At 42.9% G+C, this 19280-nt stretch carries 18 protein-coding genes; 2 read left to right on the top strand and 16 right to left on the bottom strand.

Annotated features, from left to right (window positions below):
• Window positions 1–300: 300 nt before the first annotated feature.
• The 6 genes from AAHF22_RS16465 to AAHF22_RS16440 all read right to left on the bottom strand — a co-directional run bounded on the left by AAHF22_RS16465 (window position 301) and on the right by AAHF22_RS16440 (window position 8882).
• On the bottom strand, window positions 301–948 hold the full coding sequence (locus AAHF22_RS16465; RefSeq protein ID WP_347326114.1) for an S-layer homology domain-containing protein: 648 nt from the start codon (window positions 946–948) through the stop codon (window positions 301–303).
• A 49-nt stretch (window positions 949–997) separates the two neighbouring features.
• On the bottom strand, window positions 998–3220 hold the full coding sequence (locus AAHF22_RS16460) for a S8 family serine peptidase (protein ID WP_347326113.1): 2223 nt from the start codon (window positions 3218–3220) through the stop codon (window positions 998–1000).
• 308 nt (window positions 3221–3528) lie between these two features.
• Window positions 3529–3828 (bottom strand): putative quinol monooxygenase, encoded by a 300-nt coding sequence (locus AAHF22_RS16455; RefSeq protein WP_347326112.1) that lies wholly within the window; start codon window positions 3826–3828, stop codon window positions 3529–3531.
• Window positions 3829–4059: 231 nt separating this feature from the next.
• Window positions 4060–5331: a threonine ammonia-lyase IlvA gene (ilvA, locus tag AAHF22_RS16450; protein ID WP_347326111.1), complete on the bottom strand. Its 1272-nt coding sequence runs from the start codon at window positions 5329–5331 to the stop codon at window positions 4060–4062.
• A 621-nt stretch (window positions 5332–5952) separates the two neighbouring features.
• The gene (locus AAHF22_RS16445; protein ID WP_347326110.1) at window positions 5953–6750 is read right to left on the bottom strand and encodes a DeoR/GlpR family DNA-binding transcription regulator; all 798 of its coding nucleotides are present in this window, start codon (window positions 6748–6750) and stop codon (window positions 5953–5955) included.
• 1211 nt (window positions 6751–7961) lie between these two features.
• Window positions 7962–8882, bottom strand: coding sequence for a nucleoside hydrolase (locus tag AAHF22_RS16440; RefSeq protein ID WP_347326109.1), 921 nt, complete (start codon window positions 8880–8882; stop codon window positions 7962–7964).
• A gap of 441 nt (window positions 8883–9323) precedes the next feature.
• On the opposite strand from AAHF22_RS16440, the gene AAHF22_RS16435 reads away from it, so the two are divergent.
• Both AAHF22_RS16435 and AAHF22_RS16430 read left to right on the top strand, forming a co-directional pair.
• Window positions 9324–10787: an amino acid ABC transporter substrate-binding protein/permease gene (locus AAHF22_RS16435; RefSeq protein ID WP_347326108.1), complete on the top strand. Its 1464-nt coding sequence runs from the start codon at window positions 9324–9326 to the stop codon at window positions 10785–10787.
• A complete protein-coding gene (locus tag AAHF22_RS16430) occupies window positions 10780–11508 on the top strand; it encodes an amino acid ABC transporter ATP-binding protein (protein WP_347326107.1) in 729 nt (242 codons plus the stop codon). The genes AAHF22_RS16435 and AAHF22_RS16430 overlap by 8 nt, the downstream gene beginning before the upstream one ends.
• Window positions 11509–12090: 582 nt before the next feature.
• Here the strand turns inward: AAHF22_RS16430 and AAHF22_RS16425 are convergent.
• The 10 genes from AAHF22_RS16425 to AAHF22_RS16380 form a co-directional block, all read right to left on the bottom strand.
• A complete protein-coding gene (locus AAHF22_RS16425; protein ID WP_347326106.1) occupies window positions 12091–12333 on the bottom strand; it encodes a bacteriocin immunity protein in 243 nt (80 codons plus the stop codon).
• A 247-nt stretch (window positions 12334–12580) separates the two neighbouring features.
• The gene (locus AAHF22_RS16420; protein ID WP_347326105.1) at window positions 12581–13084 is read right to left on the bottom strand and encodes a hypothetical protein; all 504 of its coding nucleotides are present in this window, start codon (window positions 13082–13084) and stop codon (window positions 12581–12583) included.
• An 839-nt stretch (window positions 13085–13923) separates the two neighbouring features.
• Entirely contained in the window at window positions 13924–14364 is a 441-nt protein-coding gene (locus tag AAHF22_RS16415) for an RHS repeat-associated core domain-containing protein (RefSeq protein ID WP_417629381.1), read from the bottom strand.
• Between the two features lie 144 nt (window positions 14365–14508).
• Window positions 14509–14895 carry a PIM8 family immunity protein gene (locus AAHF22_RS16410; RefSeq protein ID WP_347326104.1) on the bottom strand — a complete coding sequence of 129 codons (387 nt, stop codon included), beginning with the start codon at window positions 14893–14895 and terminating at the stop codon, window positions 14509–14511.
• A gap of 9 nt (window positions 14896–14904) precedes the next feature.
• Complete coding sequence (locus tag AAHF22_RS16405) at window positions 14905–15624, bottom strand: pre-toxin TG domain-containing protein (protein WP_347326103.1); 720 nt, start codon at window positions 15622–15624, stop codon at window positions 14905–14907.
• 192 nt (window positions 15625–15816) lie between these two features.
• Entirely contained in the window at window positions 15817–16137 is a 321-nt protein-coding gene (locus tag AAHF22_RS16400; RefSeq protein ID WP_347326102.1) for a hypothetical protein, read from the bottom strand.
• Between the two features lies 1 nt (window position 16138).
• On the bottom strand, window positions 16139–16591 hold the full coding sequence (locus AAHF22_RS16395; RefSeq protein ID WP_347326101.1) for a toxin glutamine deamidase domain-containing protein: 453 nt from the start codon (window positions 16589–16591) through the stop codon (window positions 16139–16141).
• A gap of 139 nt (window positions 16592–16730) precedes the next feature.
• Window positions 16731–16952 carry a hypothetical protein gene (locus tag AAHF22_RS16390; protein ID WP_347326100.1) on the bottom strand — a complete coding sequence of 74 codons (222 nt, stop codon included), beginning with the start codon at window positions 16950–16952 and terminating at the stop codon, window positions 16731–16733.
• A gap of 12 nt (window positions 16953–16964) precedes the next feature.
• Complete coding sequence (locus AAHF22_RS16385; RefSeq protein WP_347326099.1) at window positions 16965–18353, bottom strand: RHS repeat-associated core domain-containing protein; 1389 nt, start codon at window positions 18351–18353, stop codon at window positions 16965–16967.
• 579 nt (window positions 18354–18932) lie between these two features.
• Window positions 18933–19277 (bottom strand): hypothetical protein, encoded by a 345-nt coding sequence (locus tag AAHF22_RS16380; protein WP_347326098.1) that lies wholly within the window; start codon window positions 19275–19277, stop codon window positions 18933–18935.
• Between the last annotated feature and the right edge of the window lie 3 nt (window positions 19278–19280).

The raw sequence follows: 19280 nt of genomic DNA, 5'->3' as shown, positions 1-19280 counted from the left end.
AGTACATGACTATAACTATGGCTACAACTATAACTATAACTATAACTATAACTAAGTGTACGAGGAACATTAGACTTGATAGTGTATAACCTATCCGAGCGATTTTACTGCCTATGCATAGCATATCGATACTTTTACTTCATACCCTATGAGTATGAATCTGTATAGAAGCAGCGTATAAGTTATATGGAGACATAAGCAGTAGAGCGATGCGATATACCCATCTACAGCGTTACCCTCCGCACACAAGGGTGTACACCCTACCTAGCAACATCCGTCATACTCTACTACTGGCAACGATTAACGATCAGCAACGGCCGGAAGATCACTGGCATTCGATGCTTCCTGTGGACGATCGAGCAGTCCACCTGCGCCGTAATCAACGAAGTTTTTAATAAATTGCAGCGCTTCGGCACGCGTCAATGATTGCTTTCCTTTAAACGAAGCGACGGTCGCTTGACCGGCATTGCTGCCATTCGCTAATCCAAACGCAAGCAAGTACCGAATCGCATTATCACCGTTAAAATTCACCCCATCGGCTGCTGAGACCAGTTCCGCCACACGTGCACGACTAATCGTCGCATTGCGAGTGGACAGATTAGTATAGCTTTGTACTGGATAATTCAGTGCTTTGGCACGGGCATAATAGGGGGATGCCCAGTTAGCTTTGCTGCCTGCGGTAACATTGGGTTCATACGAGCGAATGAGCATCGCCAGAAATTCAGCTTCCGTTACCGTTTTACCTGGCTTAAAGCTGCCATCGGCATATCCTTTGACCAGACCGGATTGTACTCCCCATGCAATCGTATCGCGTGCCCAGTAATTGTTGGACACATCGGAAAAGAGCTTTCCATCCGCTGCCTGTGCCTGCTGAGGTAAGCTGGAAACTAGCATCGTCAGCAGTAAACCTAGCGTTAGCAGCAAACGGGATAATGTTCGTCTATTCATCGCTGTTCACCTTTCCTTGAGTCAAGCTCATTTATAATATCGCACGCTGTTAGCGTGTCGTGAATTGTAGGACAAGCGGATTGTTCAGCTCTGTCGATTGATCCGAGCGAGCTGTAGATTTGCCTTTGATTCCTCTTTCCAATACGACGGTATACGTCTGACCGGAGCTAAAGCCGCCCTCAGTTGGTGTAATAAAGATACGATTAAACTTCATCGTTACCTGTACATTGCCTGCGATATTACCGTTTCCGTCCAGTACCGTTACATTATCGGTATTGATCGTGGATGGATCAACATATTTGTACTGACTGTTCTTTGTCACCACTTGTAAACTGATGCGTACAGGTACAGTGCTTGGCAGGCTGCTGCGCATCGGTACATCTTGAATACCCAGACTTTGCTTGAGATCAGCCAATTGCTTGCTAAAGCTAGCGTTATTTAATCCACGTCCGCTAAAGCTTGCCTTCATATAATCAGACGCCTTGCCGGATGACTTGGCTGTATTGAGCTGTTGCTGTGCTTTTTGTGTTGGTGTTGGCGTCGCGGCTGGTGCCGAAGCAACTGGTGCTGGTGTTACGGCAGGACGTGCTGCGGCTGGTGCTCCCCCGCCACCTCCGCCTCCCCCACCGCCGCCACCAAATGCAGGGATAAGTGCGCCTCCACCGGTCGGTGCGGGTGTCGTCACAACAGGCACCGTTACCGCTGGAACAGGTGTTACGACTGGAGTCGGCGTACTTACGGGCGTTGGTGTTACGGTTGAGGTTGGTGTATTGTCAGGTACTAGCTGTTTATTACTGGATGGTGTAGATGAATCGTTATTGGAGTCTGGCGTCGATTGCAGCGCACTGGTTTTGGCTGTAACCGTTTTGCCGACCGATTCGTTGCCGATTTGATCAAACGTTTTTACCGTAAACGTATACGTTGTATCTGGCACAAGTCCCTGTGCGGTGTACACATCGGTTTGTACGGTTTGCTTAGCTGAATCGTGGTCATTGTACACATGTACGCCTGCAAAGTCGGCATCGACTGGATTTTGCCATTTTAACGTAATGGAATCTGTACTGATCCCACTTGCTTGAAGCCCACTCACTTCACCTGGTGCCGTCGTATCTGGCTTCGGTTTGAAGGTTACAAATCCATATCCATATTCGGAATCTCGTCCGGCTGTACCTAGATCTACCGCATAATCTTGTAGCTTACTTCGCAGCGCAGCAGCAGATAAGGATGGATTTTCCTGTTTCAAAATTGCTGCCATCGCTGCCACATGCGGTGCAGCTTGTGAGGTGCCACTTGCGATCGCAAAACCATTATTGAGATAAGTGGAAACGATCGATACGCCAGGCGCCGCCAGTTCTACTTTGGGACCTGTCGATGAAAAACTTCCACGTTTTAGATCTTTGTCTACAGCAGCAACAGCGATTACGCTGCTATATTTCGCTGGATAATTGACCGTGTCTGTACCTGCACCGCTATTACCTGCGGATGCAACAACGACGATGCCTGCCTGATAAGCTTGATCTAACATATTGTGCAAGAGCTGTGAATCAAATTCCGTACCGAGTGACAGATTGATCACATCCATATGATTCTGAACGGCCCAATCTACGCCTTCCAGTACATCTTGCAGATTCCCTTTACCATCAGAACCCATCGCCTTTACAGCATAGAGCTGGACACCTGGTGCCATACCGGTTACAGATCCATCATTGTTATGCGCGGCGATAATACCAGCCACATGGGTACCATGACCGTTATCATCGGTATAAGACGTTGTATAATCAACGGTGGACACACCGCCAGCAATCGTTAATTCGGGATGGGCTGCGATACCGGAATCGATAACAGCGACTTTAATGCCAGAGCCATTGTAGCCTTTTGCCCATTCCAAATTCGGTTGCTCTGCCTGGTAGTTCCACTGTGCTTGTTCATTCGCATTAACTGGAGACGTGCTGCCGAGCGGCGTAATATTATCGTCTGTAATTTGAAACGGAACATTTCGCTCCACATACGCAATATCTGGATTTTGCACGAGACTGTTCAAATCCGCCTGTGTGACTGTAGCTGAAACGGCAGGAACCGTTTCAAATTCGTGCTGAACGTCGACACTCTGATCAAGCACAGCTTCCTTACCGTCCTGATTTTTGTATACGACGATGACATCCTGCTCCGCACCTGCGGCGAATGCCTGGTCATGCCCATATGTCGAAGTCGCCCCTACAAGGCTGGACACCGTAAACAGAGAGGCAATCCATATCTTTACTGTCTTTTTCATACTAGTCATTCCCTCCGACTCCGGCGTTTAAGCGAGATCCTTCTCACCGGTATGATGATAGTCGACATGCCTCTGCTCCAAAAAGGGATTCGCTATACTAAATGCTGCTGTGTCTAAGTCTTGACCTAAAGTATATGATTCGATTTCTTTCGGGAATTTTCGACAAGCTAACTTAGTGAGATATATCGGAGTGAATTCAGCAATTATGTATAGGTAACATAAAAAAATCTCCCTTTATTTCAAAGGGAGATTTTAGGTATATCTATAGTTGTATAACATGGCTTTATGCCAATATTGACAGCACAGTATTAGCCGCGTTGAATTTCAGTAGCTTCGAATACTTTCGCATCCAGTGGAGCTGCTGCAAATTGCTGCATGTCCTGTACGAACTTTTGGAAATGCGGAGTTGCGTTATGCAGTTTCATCGCTTCTGCATCTTTCCATTCTTCAACCATTGTGAACAGGTTGTCCTGCTTTACATCGCGTTTCAGTACATATGAAATGTTACCTTCTTCAGCCTGCGAAGCCGTAACAAGTGTATCGATCTCTTTCAAAAATTCATCGACCTTTTCAGGTTTAATTAACATATTAGCATGAATGATAAGCATATGTGTACATCCTCCTCGGTGGTTATCAACTGTAATAAACTTACTTTAATAGTATAGACCACTTTGCCTAAAAAACCAAGTTTGTGCTGAATGCAAGACAGATCTGCCCACTTTTACATACCCTTGTAATCGCTGGACAAACCAATACCCGGCTTCTCTGGTGGAGAAATACCGGGTATATCAAGGCTATACAGCATAGGACTCCGATAAGCACATGACTCCGCTCGGAGATCAGATCAATAAGTTAAACAGATTTGGATCGCGGTTCAGTTCCACATATTGAATATTGTGGTCTTCCATACGCTGAATGAGTGCGCCATAGTCATCTGGCGAACTAAGTTCAATGCCGACGAGCGCCGGTCCGTTCTCTTTGTTACTTTTCTTCGTATATTCAAAACGAGCGATATCGTCATTTGGACCGAGCACTTTTTCCAGAAACTCGCGCAAAGCACCTGCACGCTGTGGGAAGTTGATCGTAAAGTAGTATTTCAGTCCCTCATAGATGAGTGAACGCTCCTTGATCTCCTGCATACGGTCGATATCGTTATTACCGCCACTAATAATACATACAATCGTCTTACCTTTGATATGCTCACGGTACATGTCCAGCGCGGCAATCGGCAATGCACCTGCTGGCTCAGCGACGATCGCATTTTCGTTGTATAGATCCAGAATAGCAGAGCATGCTTTGCCTTCCGGCACACGAATCACATCATCCAGTGTTTCGCGGCAAATTTCATACGTCAGTTGCCCGACACGTTTGACCGCTGCGCCATCGATAAACTTATCGATCTCCTCAAGCGTAACGACCTGATTCTGGCTAATCGCTTCACTCATCGAAGCAGCACCCAGTGGCTCTACACCGATCAAACGCGTCGAAGGACTGATTGTACGCATATATTGACCAACGCCAGCAGCCAGACCGCCACCGCCGATCGTAATAAACACATAATCTGCCGGACGATCGAGACTTTCCATAATCTCCATACCGACCGTACCGTTACCTGCAATAATATAGGGATCGTCAAACGGATGAATAAAGCTCATATGCTGCTCTTTACACGTTTTGATCGCTTCGGCGTAGGCATCATCAAATGTATCGCCAACTAGAATCACTTCGACATTCGCACCGCCAAACTTTTTCACCATTTTCACCTTTTGATTCGGTGTAGTACTTGGCATGTAGACTTTGCCTCGAATATTCAGGTGTCGGCACGAAAAGGCAAAGCCCTGTGCATGGTTTCCTGCACTGGCGCACACGATGCCGTTTGACATTTCCTCACTGGACAAATTGCGAATCCGGTTATACGCTCCGCGAATTTTGAACGAGCGCACGACCTGCATATCCTCTCGCTTCAGATACACCTCGCACTCATATTTTTCAGACAGGGTTGCATCCCGCTGTAGCGGTGTACGCACGATAACGTCGCGCAGTACGTGATGCGCCCGCACGATATCCTCCATACTGACCGTTTGCGAATTGTTGTCCTCTGTTGCTTTCATTGCTTGTCTCCTCACTCCAGACGCCCATCCCGTCATTATTCGTTTTGACTCAGCATCCTGTATAGTAGGGAATCACCGTATGTCCTGCTGTCCATTGGATGATCCATTCCATAGCAGACTACCGATTCTGACTGTCGACTCTACCCGAACGGGTATCGCTGCTAGCTAGCATGATGCTATTGTTCTACCGTACCGCCATCTGGAACGATTTTCAAGTGCATTGGCGTAAATTATGTGCATAACGTTCAGGATTGCTACGTGTACTGATGATGATAGCGTTAACAAAGATATGTTTCTGTTGTTCGTGTGTTTTTCTATTTATCTTATGTTTCTCTGTTCGTGTTATGTTTCTCTGTTCTTCGTATCTGTTCTTTGTTCCACTATTCCGCTTTAGTTTATTTGACATCGCTCTACTTTTACATTTATGTTCATTTTCAGTTTTGTTTCTATTTGATTTGGTGTGTAATCACAATCTTCCACACTGATGCTGTACTCGCTAGGCTTGATCACTGTAATCATACTCTCTAGTCTTCATCGCTGTAATAATGAATATAATGGAATCGATAGACATAACAAAAAGCCGCCCTGTCGCTACAGTGCGGCTAGTCATGCCTGATGCGGTTAATCGACAACGATGACCTCAACGCCCATTTCCTCCAGTTCGTGAATCGCCTCTTCCGGCAATTGATCGTCGGTAATGAAACGGTTCAGGTCTTCCATGCCGAGGAAACGAACCAGCGATTTGCGACGGAACTTGGAGCTATCGGTTAGCAAAATCAGTTCATCGGAAATCTCAATAATTTTCTTTTTCAGTTGCACATGCGCTTCAGAAGGTTCGGTCAATCCACGGCTTAGATCAAAACCGTGACAGGAAAACAGAAACTTGTCCACATGGTAGCTCTCTACCATCTTTTCCGCATGAATACCCGTGTTTGCCATCGAGTCTCGATCCAAATAACCACCGATCAAAATTACATTGATCTCGGTCTTGGGCACAAGCTCATTCGCGATAGCTAGAGAATACGTAAGCACAGTTAACGGACGGTTCGGTAATTGTTTGACCAGATGCAAGCAGGTTGTGCTCGCGTCCAGTGCAATCACATCGCCGGGTTGAATAAGCAATAACGCATGCTCCACAATTGCCTTTTTCTCTTCAATATTTTGCGTTTCCCGCTGTACAGCAGGAGATTCGTATTGCTCACGGTTACGGTTAAATACCGCGCCACCGTGCGTACGCACAACGATACCTTCAAGTTCCAAACGTTCCAGATCACGCCGAATCGTTTCTTCTGTCACATTGAAGCGGCGGCTTAATCCGGATACGCGGACTGTGCCTTCGGCTTCAAGAATGCGCAGGGTCTCGAGTTTGCGTTGTGCTGCGGATAATGCATCTTGTCGCCTCGGATTTTTGCTGCTCATTGAGTACACCTGGCCTTACTATATAAATTATCAATCCAATCGATCTGCAAGCTGTGAATCCATGATGGATGCTGAGTAAAGCAGGAAGCAGTATACATGATGTTCATTGTCGAAATCATTTCATAATTTCAGTATATTGCGCACATGATCCGCTCCTGCTTGCAGAGGGAAAATGTTGCATAGGGACGACATGTAAACGCTTATTGTTTTGAAGTGTACACAAGTGTCCGTTTGCAAATTGTTCATCTACTTCAATATACCGTATTTAGACATTCGTCACAATAAAAAAGGGCTTATTCGCTTATTTCGAAGCTTAAAATCTTGATTTTATGCTATTTATTACATTAAATGGATAATAAGGGGTTGAGCAAGTGAGAATGAACTGGTTTCTGGGGGGGTTGTTTGGTTTGGGCGTACACCACTTCGGGAAGGAATAAGGGGACGGACTCGGGTGGAGCCGCGAGAATCTATGGATTGGGATAGTATGTAGATTCTCGCCCCTCCAAAGTCGCCCTTTCCCCTTATTTCCTTCCCTCCGTTCTGTGCTGGTCGCATCATACGAAACAAGAGCTTTTCGACGTAATAGCCATCATTTTACTCTTGAGTCTCAATTTATGCCTATTATTGTAGTCTGCTGCTCTTGCTCTTGCTCTTGCTCTTGCTCTTGCTCTTGCTCTTGCTCTTGCTCTTGCTCTTGCTCTTGCTCAATGTTAGCTTTGTAACCGTATTTTGCAATCCTTCTTGCGTTTTTTTATGAGTAGCATTCGACCATTTATATCTACTCATCCCCTATTATTTCTAAGCCTTTCACCATAAAGATTGTGCATACAGCCTATAATATTTAACAATTCAGATTTCGTCTATCATCTTGCATGCTGCTGCATCTATTATAGTTGGTTATTTCTTCACACGATTGAATGTCAACGTTGACGCTTCAAGTTACAACTACACAATATTCCATAGATTAGACTGATCCAGTTGCTAGCATGCTCTTCCACAGGTCCTGTTTTCAAAAAAACCGTACCTCTTATTAAGAGGTACGGTTAGTTTATAGATATATTTATAGATATCGTGCAAGCGGTAACGTTCCATTTTGAAATGACGCTGGTTTATGTTTACCTACTTTATATGGACGCTTAGCTTATCGTAACGTGCAACGACTTGATGATTGTGTTCGGTGCACCACGATCATGCCTTCCTCATAGCGATCATTACACAATGTGGCTGAGAAAATGGTGTACGAAGCGATCGGCATCGACATCCAGCGCGACATCGATATGTGAAGCCTGGCTGTCGTGTACGCCAGTTGTTTTGCCTAGAGAATCGGCATCAACGCATTCTACATGTACCGCGTAAGATTCGGTACGGACAAAGGTAGGGTCGATCGCTACGCCGACAGCTAGTGGATCGTGTAGGGCGCAGCCGCGGCCGCTAGTGATGACGCCTTTGTAGGCTTCCATGTAAAAGTCAGTCATATTGGCAAGGAAGGTGGCCAGACTGGTGTTCAGGCTACGCCATTGTTCCAGATGCGCAGACGTGAGCAGTGTTTGCATCGTGACATCCAAGCCGACGAGTGTGACGGGCATACCGGAGCTGAATACAATCGCTGCGGCATCAGGATCGGAATACGTATTCGCTTCGGCAAAAGGTGTGACATTGCCGGGTACCGTTACGGCGCCGCCCATAACGATCAGGCGGTCGATATGCTCGGCGATTTGCGGCTCTAATTGTAAAGCCCGAGCGATATTAGTGAGTGGGCCTACGGCGATGACGGTGATCTCGCCGGGATTAGCCATAATCTGTTGAACGATAAATTCCGGACCGGATAGCGATTGGGGCTGTCTGGTAGAAGGCTCACGATACTGATTACCGATGCCATCTTCGCCATGAATGTGACGGGCAAATGGTTTCGTATAATCGCGCTCTAATGGCTTAGCCTCTCCCGGATATACCGACAGCGGGCGCTCCAACTGATCCAGTACGACCAGTGTATTGCGTGTTGCTTCTTCTACAGTGATGTTGCCAAATACGGTTGTAATACCAAGTACGTTCAGCTCTGGCGAATGTACGGCATAAGCGATAGCCATCGAATCATCGATGCCTGTGTCTACGTCTAAAATAACAGATTTCATTATTATCGTTTCCTTTCTATTGCTGAAGTTTAAACATACTATCGTTGCCTGCTATCCATTTATCCCATTCTATTTTCCTGTAAAAGGCGACTTTAGAAAAAAATGTGGATTGCAATGCGTATGATCATTGCTTTTTATCATACGTTGCCTGCTACGATGCTGACAACCGTTGATTTTTTACCCTAATCGTTTTATCGAAAAAATTGTTTCCGGCAGGTTATATGCCACCAGTTCTGGATTTTTTGCTAAATTTCGCTCGTTTAAGCTTCACAGCGCTATAGTCAATTCAAATTTTTTTTTGTAGAATAAGAAGACATGTGGTGTGAGACATTAAATGTTACATACAATGTGAAGGCATACTCATTCTTCACTGGCTCAGTAGAGCATTGTCGACGACCATCACAAACTCGTAATTTTGGCATATATGAAATGGAGGATATTATGAAGAAATCCAGGTTTATGTGGTTATCCATTGCGTTCCTTCTTTTCTTCGGCGTGTGTACCGCAAGCTGGAGTCCAAGCGCGGTCGCTCAATCGGAAGAAGGCAAGACGTATCTTATCGGAACAGATATTACATTCGCACCTTTTGAGTTCCAACGTGATGGCAAGTATATTGGAATCGATATGGACTTGATGGCTGCTATTGCACAAGATCAGGGCTTTAAGTACGAAATTCGCCCACTTGGTTTTAATGCGGCACTTCAAGCGCTACAAGCCAACCAAATCGATGGCATGATCGCAGGTATGAGCATTACTGACGAGCGAAAACAAACTTTCGACTTCTCAGAGCCATATTATGAATCTGGCGTTGTTATGGCTGTTGGACAAAAGAATGACACAATCAAAGGTTATGAAGATTTACGTGGTCAACGTGTTGCTGTAAAAACAGGGACAGAGGGCTATTCTTTTGCTAGTTCGATTAAGGACAAATATGGATTCACTCTGGTACCATTCGATGATTCTGCTCAAATGTATCAAGAAGTTACGTCTGGCAACTCTGTAGCATGCTTTGATGATTATCCAGTTATTGCTTACGCAATCCAACAAGGCTTGCAGTTAAAGACAGTAACCGAAAAAGAAAAAGGTGCTCCTTACGGCTTTGCAGTTAATAAAGGTCGTAATACAGAGTTAATGCAAAAATTCAATACTGGTCTAGCTAACCTCAAAGCTAATGGACAATACGATAGTATTGTTGCCAAATACCTAGGCTCCTCTACACCAGGACAAGAATCAACTACACCACCTCCACCAAAAAGTAGTCTGGAGATCATGAGTGCGGCATTCCCTGAGCTGTTAAAGGGACTTGGCATGACTTTGTTATATACAATCATGTCATTATTTTTCGCATTCATTCTTGGTTTGATCTTCGCGTTCATGAAAGTTGGACATAACAAGTTCGGACGTGCAATTGCAACCATTTTTGTAGATGTGTTCCGTGGTATTCCTCTAATCGTACTCGGCTTCTTCATTTACTTTGGTTTGCCAGCCGCATTTGGCTTCAAAATGCCTTTAATTGTTGGTGCTGTACTGGCACTCAGTTTAAACGCAGGCGCATATGTTACAGAGATTATTCGTGGTGGTATTCAGTCAATTGATCAAGGACAAATGGAAGCAGCACGCTCTCTCGGTCTTACACATCGTACAGCAATGATTAAAGTTATTCTTCCGCAAGCGATTAAAGTTATGATTCCATCGTTCATTAATCAGTTAGTTATTACGCTGAAAGATACATCAATCATGTCTGCTATTGGCCTGATTGAGCTAACCCAGTCTGGTAAAATTATCATTGCAGATAATTATGCATCATTTGAAATCTGGTCTATGGTCGCAATCATGTACCTGATCGTCATCACGATCCTGACTAAACTGGCAGACAGTGTCGAAAGGAGAACACGCCGTGGGTAAAATTCAAGTCAATAACCTCAAAAAGAGCTATGGCTCCAACGAAGTCTTAAAAGATATCAACATGCAGGTGGAAGAAGGCGAAGTGGTCTGTGTGATTGGCCCATCTGGATCTGGTAAAAGTACGCTGCTGCGCTGCGTGAACAAGCTGGAAGAAGTGACTGCCGGTGAAGTGATCGTCGACGATTACAACATCAGCGATAGCCGTACCGATATTAACAAAGTTCGTGAAAATATCGGGATGGTGTTCCAGCACTTTAATCTGTTTCCGCATATGAGCGTGCTGAAAAATATCACATTCGCTCCAGTCGAACTGAAAAAGCAATCCGAAGCAGAAGCGCGTAAAACGGCACTACAGCTGCTAGATCGTGTTGGACTGGCGGATAAAGCCAATGCTTTTCCAGGCAGCCTGTCCGGCGGTCAGAAGCAGCGTGTAGCGATTGCACGCGCACTGGCAATGAATCCGGATATTATGCTGTTTGACGAACCCACCTCTGCACTTGACCCGGAAATGGTTGGTGAAGTGCTGGGCGTTATGAAAGATCTGGCAAGTGAAGGCATGACGATGATGATCGTTACCCATGAAATGGGCTTTGCTCGTGAAGTTGCGGACCGTGTTATTTTCATGGATGGCGGTTATATCGTGGAAGAAGGGCCACCAGAGCAAGTATTTGGCAGTCCGAAGCATGAGCGCACGATTAGCTTCCTGGAGAAAGTGCTGTAAGCAGCGTTTGGATGTATTTTACGGATTAGATTTGGCTTAACATGCTTTGCCCTTCGTTAAATAGGGACATCTGACAATAGGGCATCATTTTATACACAATTGTCCAAATAAAAACCGCCGTATGTAGCAGAATAGGCTATCCTACGGCGGTTTATTTTTGTTAGCTATGAGCGATAAATACTGTAACAGATGGATTAGGTACTGTTGATGGGAGTTCTGATGAGAATGCTGACAATGATTAGCCCATTTATTTTAATTATATAGCCTAAGCATCAAATTATAGCTCGTAGGCTAATTGTAACAAATCCTCTTCTCTCTTCCTTACATGTCGTCCAATCTCTCCGGCTCCGCAGCTTCCTTGAGCCATGTTGCCAGCGCTGCGGGCGGATTCAATCGCCTAGCAATTGTAATAGAGTGTGTGGGATGGATAGGAATCATACGCTTGCGATGGCGATGTATAACCTACCGGATCAAATGAATAGGTGCCAGACAAATTGCCAACTTCTCCGCTCACCCGTGCGCATGCATATGTGATCCAAATAAAACGGTATCGTATCGTGCTCTGGATAGATGTAAACGGAATTAGCTTTCACTTTCGTTTCCTTCTCCACCAAGCACTATCGGACGATACGCTAACGCTTCATCCACAATCTGCGCTGCTGTCCAATCTTCATCATTCCAGAAAATAAGATTGCTCACTTCGGGATGTGGCACCTGACGGATTAACAAGTCCAGCCATTCGTCCTGCTGTTGCTCGCTGCCTTCGCCGTCCAGAATACGTTGGACGAGTTCGATCAGTTCGGTGCGGGATAAGGATGGTGGCATAGGTTTCACTCCTTTGGTTATGGTGTATGGATTGAAATGCTTCTTTACTTATTCGCTTCTCTTTATTTCAGATTAAACTCTCAGTACTCAGATCATTATTGCTGCCACACTTATAAAAAGTCTCTTCGTCATTATGATCTGTTTTCAGCCAAACTATTTCGTTTAGGCATTCTATATGTCCAGTATAGCCACTAAATTCAATTGAATGATGTGGACATCTAATTATGAACAAAGTACATATATTCATTTATCGATTCGAAAAATAATCTTTCCCCTGTATGATCCAATATTTTTCCTGCGGCGGCACTTGATCCATAAAACTTTCATACCGACCTATCCAGTCATTCGGTATATAATATTCAAACGATGCAGGTTCTGGAAAATAAGATATAAGTACTTTCTCATCAAAATCAACTAACAATGCTGGAGTAAACTCCGTAAGCGAATCCGGTTGAGCCAATTGTGTATCATCTAGTTTTAATAATAACTCGCTTAATTCCACCACACTGACTTTAAATTCATTTATTTTATGTAGAAAATCTGCTGCTGAATCCTCATTTAATAACGCAATATCAAAGCGCTCCGAATAGTCACCCACGTTAGGCCATTGATACCCTTTATCCAAATAAGCCTGTTCTAATTTGGTTAAATCCAAATACCAGTATTCCTTGTCCGTAACATACCAGCTCCACGTACCATTATAGATCACAGCAACGATAATATTTTCGCCGTATTGTATCGGTAGTTTCATGAGATTTCCTCCCTGGTCTAAAGCTGTCTTTCTTTAAAATAATCCAAAATTTTATGTAAATACTGCTCCAGCTTTACTCAATCGCCAGCGTAATGCCAATTTCGCTTCATTCACCTTTGTTACTAACTGCATAAGCCTAATCCCCTGTCAAAACCTGTTAAGGCGGCTCTTTAATATTGCGATTGCTGAAAAAGAACTAGCTATGCGCAGCTTCAAATGTAATTTGTTTATCAGTATCTAACACTCTGTATACACTATTCTTCATCTACAGTTGTTATTTTACTCCATTCTTCGTTATGATATTGCTCATAACTTGTATAGCCTTCTTGCAAACACCTAATTTCTAGCATATTTTTTATATCTGAACATGTACAATTCTTTAATAACTCAATCTTATTTTGCAAAAATGATATTCATATGGACTGAGATTTGCTGCTATTAGATAAATATATGCTTAGCAGCTCATTATATTCAGAGTTAATATGAGAGAAGATGTAATCTAGGCTAAGCCCAAACTCTTCTATATTTTCACTTAACTTCTCATAACTTGCAAATAAATTAAAATCGTCTAATTCATAAATTTTATGAACAGAAAATAAAGAATTTAAACCTCGTATATACAAACCTAAATTAGACCTATCCCCCTTTTCGAAAAAAACAATGTGATCTAATCGCTCATTATCATCCTCATCTTATAGATAAACAACATTTGACATTTTCTGTTGCTCAAAAAATGAGTCCATTTCTTCATGAGAGATATTACATAATTATTCATTCTTATTCTCCTAACAAATGTAGGTTTAATCGGAAGTCTTGCTTCTCTACTTCTTGAACTTTACTTACTCTAGTCTTTTCAAGCATCTTAAATAATTAGAATCCGCCAGTGGCAATCCCTTCGCCGTACCTACAAATGGAATCGCATCCGCTACAAAGCTTCCGCCCTGTTTCAGCCAATCCGCTCCATCCGCACTCAATCCAAACGGATCAATGTACGATACCGGATTACCATTCACATACGCATACTGGTTCATCGTCAATCCATTACCGATACTTCCTGTCACTACATCGCGGTTCACAAAGCGCTTGATCTCCGGGTTGTAGTAGCGTGCACGCATCTGGTACAAGCCATTCGGATCGGTCTGTACGCCGTCGCGTCCGTTGTACTGGAATGGTTGCTGGCTATCGCCGTCATGCTCCACTTGCTCGCCATACGTGTCGTATGTGTACGTATCCGTGATCTGACCGTTTGCATCGGTCAGGGCAATCGTACTGCCGCGCATATCGTAGTAATATGTTTGATCGTTACTGGCTGCGTCTTCGCGGCTGATCAGTCCGAGTCCGTATACATACCATGCTTTATTATGTAACTTACTATTCTAAAAAAGAAACCTTGAATGGCTTCATACCATTCAAGGTTTTTTGAATTACAACTTTTCAAATAATAATGCTGAAATTGATTTGCAGTAAAAATTCATTGTGTCATTCTCGTAATCATGAACATAATATCTATGACTAGATTCCCAATTACGATCCTTCATATCTGTTATTTTGAAGCCAATCATTTGATTAAAAGCTCCTCCGAAGTTTGTAATATTTAAAGAAGTCACTTCGTTGAACTTTAAGAGCAGTTTATATCTATCACCATTAACTTTAATTGGCTCTAAAATATACGCCACTTCCAAAAATGATACTTCGTCTCCATTTTCATTGTAATCAATATAATAGTTTATACCTGTAACTAACTTTATATCTTTTTCTCTAAAGTAAGACAATTTCTCAGAGATAATACGAAAATTTTTTATGAATTCCATATATTACATTCACCTCTCATCATTCCAAAAATGATAATCAAACTCTTTACCCTGGTCAGCATACCCTGTCTCAAACTTATATTCATGTAAATGGGGAATTGAATGATCTTTAGGCATACTATGATCCGAATGGTCAACTCGATAACTTTGTCTTCCAAAATTATCATAGATCACTGTAGATCTCTCAACTTTTCCTTTGTATTCTCTATAATGATCATATTTTAAACCTGGTGTATTATAAATTGGAGCCTTTCTTCCCCAATATTCATCAGGCACAAACAAACCACTACCTTCATCCTTTTTCTTAGCAAACAACTGCAAATCCAGCTTCAATCGCAAACCTTGCTTCTCTACAGCTTGAACTTCATTTACTTTGACTTTCCCAAGCTTTCCAACTAACCAGGTCCCGCCTTCAACGGTACCTTTCACCGCCCATTTTCCAGCCACCTTACCACCCGGCAACCAGCTCAGCAGCGTTCCTCCACCTGCCGCGACTCGATCCGTTACAGACAACTGCTCCCCTGTAATCAGATCCACGCCAGTGAACACCTCTTGCAGTCCCTTCGCCGTACCTACAAATGGAATCGCATCCGCTACAAAGCTTCCGCCCTGCTTCAGCCAATCCGCTCCATCCGCACTCAGTCCAAACGGATCAATATACGACACCGGATTACCATTCACATACGCATACCGATTCATTGTTAACCCATCGGTAATTGTGCCCGTCACTATATTGCGATTCTTTCTAGGCTTTAGTAGCGAGAAGACAGATACTCACCTGTTCTACTAAAGTCTTCTTATTCAGTAATCCCCTAAAAAAGAGACCTTGAAAGGCTTTTTACCTTCAAGGTCTTTGAACATAAACATATCTAATATGAGAGCTTAATATTAGATATGAATTATACAACAACGACTCTCAAATCAAAGTCCGCGTTCTTTAAAATAGTTAGACATTTTTTGCAAATAATCTTCTAGTTCTTTAGCATCTTCAGAGAAATCTCCGATAAGATTAAGTTCACCTTTCTTACTGACTGCAAATGCACAATCCCATCTCAATACTTGTTCAGGCGGTCCGAAGATATTCTTATTCCTGAAAAAAAACCAGCAGTATTCTGCCTCCATAAACTCATGGCTTAAAAATGATGTTTCTTCATTCGCATAGTCTTTCAACTGCTCGCTTGCAGCTTTCTCTGCAATTGTTCGTGCAGTTTCAAATGTAATTTGTTTATCGGTATTTTTCATCTTATGGTTTCCCCACATCTAATATGACATTTGGATTTAACTCAACTATCTTTCCTATTTGAGTATCAACAAAATAAATCTCTCCATTTTTATTGATTACATTAATAACATGCTTTATAGGGCCTTGATTCAAAAGTAGAGCCGTTGCAAAACCATCTCCAGCTTCACGCATAATTGTTTTGACCTCATCAACATTTAAATTTCTCATGTGAAATCCCCATGGCGCAGATGGAACTAGTTCTTTCATCGTACCGTATCTAGTTGATTTTTCAGCAACGGCATTCATGTCAATACCCATAATTCGTTGATGAGCAGCATTGGTACAAGAAACGCAATTAATATTGACTCCAGCTCCAGCCCCGTCTACATAATGCGGATTGACTCCCTTAAGTTCAGGGAATAGATCATCTAGCGGTTTAGTGGACGTATATACGTGATCATATGCACTACCCACGCTTTTACGAACATCTTCAACCGCCTCTTTCCCAACCTGCTTCCAAGCCCACTCCCCACCATCAATCGCTTCCTAAAATAAAAAAAGTCCTTGAAAGACTTCAAGTCAATCAAGGACAAACAAGCTAATAATTTTCAGTTTATCTTTTCTTTCTAAGTCCTAATTTTTCTAAAATATCATTTTGTTTTACTTCCAACAATACCGAATAGTCCTCATTAGGGCAAATAATAGCAGGGTGTTTTCCATCCTCTGCTTGTTGATATATCAATATTTGTCCACATATTGGACAGGGGACTTTATCCCCTCTTATTACTCTTACATCAATATCTTGTTCCAAATCATTATTGTCAGAAGGGTTCATAGAATCATCTCCTTATCTATAAGGAATATTAGGGTAAAGTGATTTTACTTCTTCAATAATAGCTCGAATCTCACCGTAAGAAAGGTTATTTTTTATATGTTGAGCCTCCCTCATAAACGCAATAATTTCTTCACGTTGTGTATAAATAGGATTATTAAGTGAAGTATGCGTTACTTCGTGGATAATAGTTTGTGCAGTTCTAACTATAGATTCAGTTTCTCGAACAAAAACCGTAGCAGTATTAGTATTCATATTAGCCTTCCCAAGAATTTGATTACCAGATGCGTCTGTTGGAACTTCCCCATAATCAAGCCTGATTTTTGTATTATTACTTTCAATTAGATTGATTGTTTCCTTACCTACTTGAGATTTATTTAACTCACGGTATAAGTTCTTTGGAGCAATTCTTTGACCAGCAGGTGCATAAGTACCTTCCCTAAATAATTCAGAAGGTTTAGCATAACGTTCCTCTTTACTCAACTCTCGCCAAGCCCACTCCCCACCATCAATCGCTTCCTTCGCTGCAAACGTGCCCAGCAACTTCCCATCCGGCAAGAAACTAAGCAACGTCCCCGCGCCTTCCGCAACCCGATCCGCTACCGATAATTGCTGACCGGTAATCAAATCCGTGCCCGTCAACACTTCCTGAATCCCTTTCACCGTGCCGACAAACGGAATCGCATCCAGTGCCATACTGAATCCTGTACGCATCAGGTCGGATCGCTCTGCACTGAGTCCAAACGGATCAACATACGATACCGGATTGCCATTCACATACGCATACCGGTTCATCGTCAAACCATCCGCAATCGTACCCGTTACGACATCCCGATTCACAAAGCGGCGAATCTCCGGATTATAGTAACGCGAACGCATTTGGTACAGCCCGTTTGGATCGGTCTGTACGCCATCCCGTCCATCATACTGGAATGGTTGGTTGGTCGTACCGTCGTGACTGAGTTCTTCACCATACGTATCGTAGGTGTACGTGTCCGTTACCTTCCCTTTCGCATCGGTCAGCGCGATTGTACTGCCGCGCAGATCATAGTGGTACGTCTGCATATTACCATTAGCATCGTAGCGGCTAATTAAGCCGAGTCCATACACATACCATGCGTTTGTATTGCCGCTACCGTCCGTTTCCATCAGCACCTGGGACAACACGGCTTGTGGGTTGATGATCTGTTTGGTGGTCACGCCGTTTACCGTAATCGATGTCCGGTTGTTTTCGTTATCGTAGCCGTAGCTTACGCCGCCAGCTGCGATCAATCGATTCCGTGCATCATAGCTGTAATCCTGCATACTGCCTTGCAGGGGACCATGCAGCATATTGCCTTCGGCATCATACTTAACTGCTTGTCCGTTCACTGTAGCCAGACGGTTATCGGCGGTATAGGTCATTGTCAGGTCGCCGAGTAAACCTTCTTATAGTCTACATAATTGATACTGATATGACGGAATACCAAGAATTTTTAAAGACATATCAACCACTTAAAAGATATGATTTACTGCTATCTTCGTTTTATAATCATGATAGGGTAGTCTATAATTGCGAGTGATTTCTAAAAAATAAGGATAAGAAAAAACAGGTCAATTATGGTAGTATCTGAACATAATCGACTTGTTTTAGATAAGGTTATAAAATTAAAGCATTTGATGTGCATACAACCGAAAAGAAGAAATATTTATATAAGTATTACATGGGTCAAATCTGCCTGAGCTTAGCCACCCGATGCATCCCGCACTGGGTGGGTTCTATTCATCAACCGCTGAGACAGTGACAGAAATAAACAAAGAAGACCACATCACGAGCGGCTAGCTCGCAATGTGGCGTTATTGATTTTATGTTGCCATCTTCTGTGGGATTGTAACTTAAGTTTACTTTAAATTATTGAAATAACTTAAATTTCGACTAAATATAAAGAAACGTCGGACAAGCAGCAATACTCGTTTGTCACAAGTAAATACTTCCTTTAAGACTTAGACATCACTATCATCCTTTAGATAGGCCTCAAATTCTTCATCAGTCATACTGTCATAATAATTGTCCAGATGATATGCATGTGACATCCCGTTATGATCCAGCACATACTCTACAGTAGACTTCCTATCAGAGATAACTAAAGAAAAATGATCATTACCTTCAAATCCATCTGAATCTAATTTCGATAATACCACCCAAGCAAAGCCGTCAATATCCATAATACTTTCATAGAATACTACCGATTTATTTATATCATTTACAATGATACCTGGAATTTTATATTGTTTATGATAAGTTTTAGCAACTTGTAATGCTTGTTCTGCTGATATATTTGTTTTCACTTC

Origin of the sequence: Paenibacillus wenxiniae, assembly GCF_039822605.1 — a bacterium.
GTDB classification, from domain to species: Bacteria; Bacillota; Bacilli; order Paenibacillales; family Paenibacillaceae; genus Saccharibacillus; species Saccharibacillus wenxiniae.
This window is presented reverse-complemented; position numbering and strand designations above follow the sequence as displayed.

Excerpts from the sequence above, each read along its gene's own strand:
- AAHF22_RS16445 (WP_347326110.1), bottom strand. The coding sequence starts at position 6,750 with ATGAGCAGCAAAAATCCGAGGCGACAAGATGCATTATCCGCAGCACAA.
- AAHF22_RS16435 (WP_347326108.1), top strand. The coding sequence starts at position 9,324 with ATGAAGAAATCCAGGTTTATGTGGTTATCCATTGCGTTCCTTCTTTTC.
- AAHF22_RS16425 (WP_347326106.1), bottom strand. The coding sequence starts at position 12,333 with ATGCCACCATCCTTATCCCGCACCGAACTGATCGAACTCGTCCAACGT.
- ilvA (WP_347326111.1), bottom strand. The coding sequence starts at position 5,331 with ATGAAAGCAACAGAGGACAACAATTCGCAAACGGTCAGTATGGAGGAT.
- AAHF22_RS16420 (WP_347326105.1), bottom strand. The coding sequence starts at position 13,084 with ATGAAACTACCGATACAATACGGCGAAAATATTATCGTTGCTGTGATC.
- AAHF22_RS16455 (WP_347326112.1), bottom strand. The coding sequence starts at position 3,828 with ATGCTTATCATTCATGCTAATATGTTAATTAAACCTGAAAAGGTCGAT.
- AAHF22_RS16400 (WP_347326102.1), bottom strand. The coding sequence starts at position 16,137 with ATGAAAAATACCGATAAACAAATTACATTTGAAACTGCACGAACAATT.
- AAHF22_RS16465 (WP_347326114.1), bottom strand. The coding sequence starts at position 948 with ATGAATAGACGAACATTATCCCGTTTGCTGCTAACGCTAGGTTTACTG.
- AAHF22_RS16460 (WP_347326113.1), bottom strand. The coding sequence starts at position 3,220 with ATGAAAAAGACAGTAAAGATATGGATTGCCTCTCTGTTTACGGTGTCC.
- AAHF22_RS16415 (WP_417629381.1), bottom strand. The coding sequence starts at position 14,364 with ATGCGCGGCAGTACGATTGCCCTGACCGATGCAAACGGTCAGATCACG.
- AAHF22_RS16410 (WP_347326104.1), bottom strand. The coding sequence starts at position 14,895 with ATGGAATTCATAAAAAATTTTCGTATTATCTCTGAGAAATTGTCTTAC.
- AAHF22_RS16390 (WP_347326100.1), bottom strand. The coding sequence starts at position 16,952 with ATGAACCCTTCTGACAATAATGATTTGGAACAAGATATTGATGTAAGA.
- AAHF22_RS16440 (WP_347326109.1), bottom strand. The coding sequence starts at position 8,882 with ATGAAATCTGTTATTTTAGACGTAGACACAGGCATCGATGATTCGATG.
- AAHF22_RS16385 (WP_347326099.1), bottom strand. The coding sequence starts at position 18,353 with ATGACCTATACCGCCGATAACCGTCTGGCTACAGTGAACGGACAAGCA.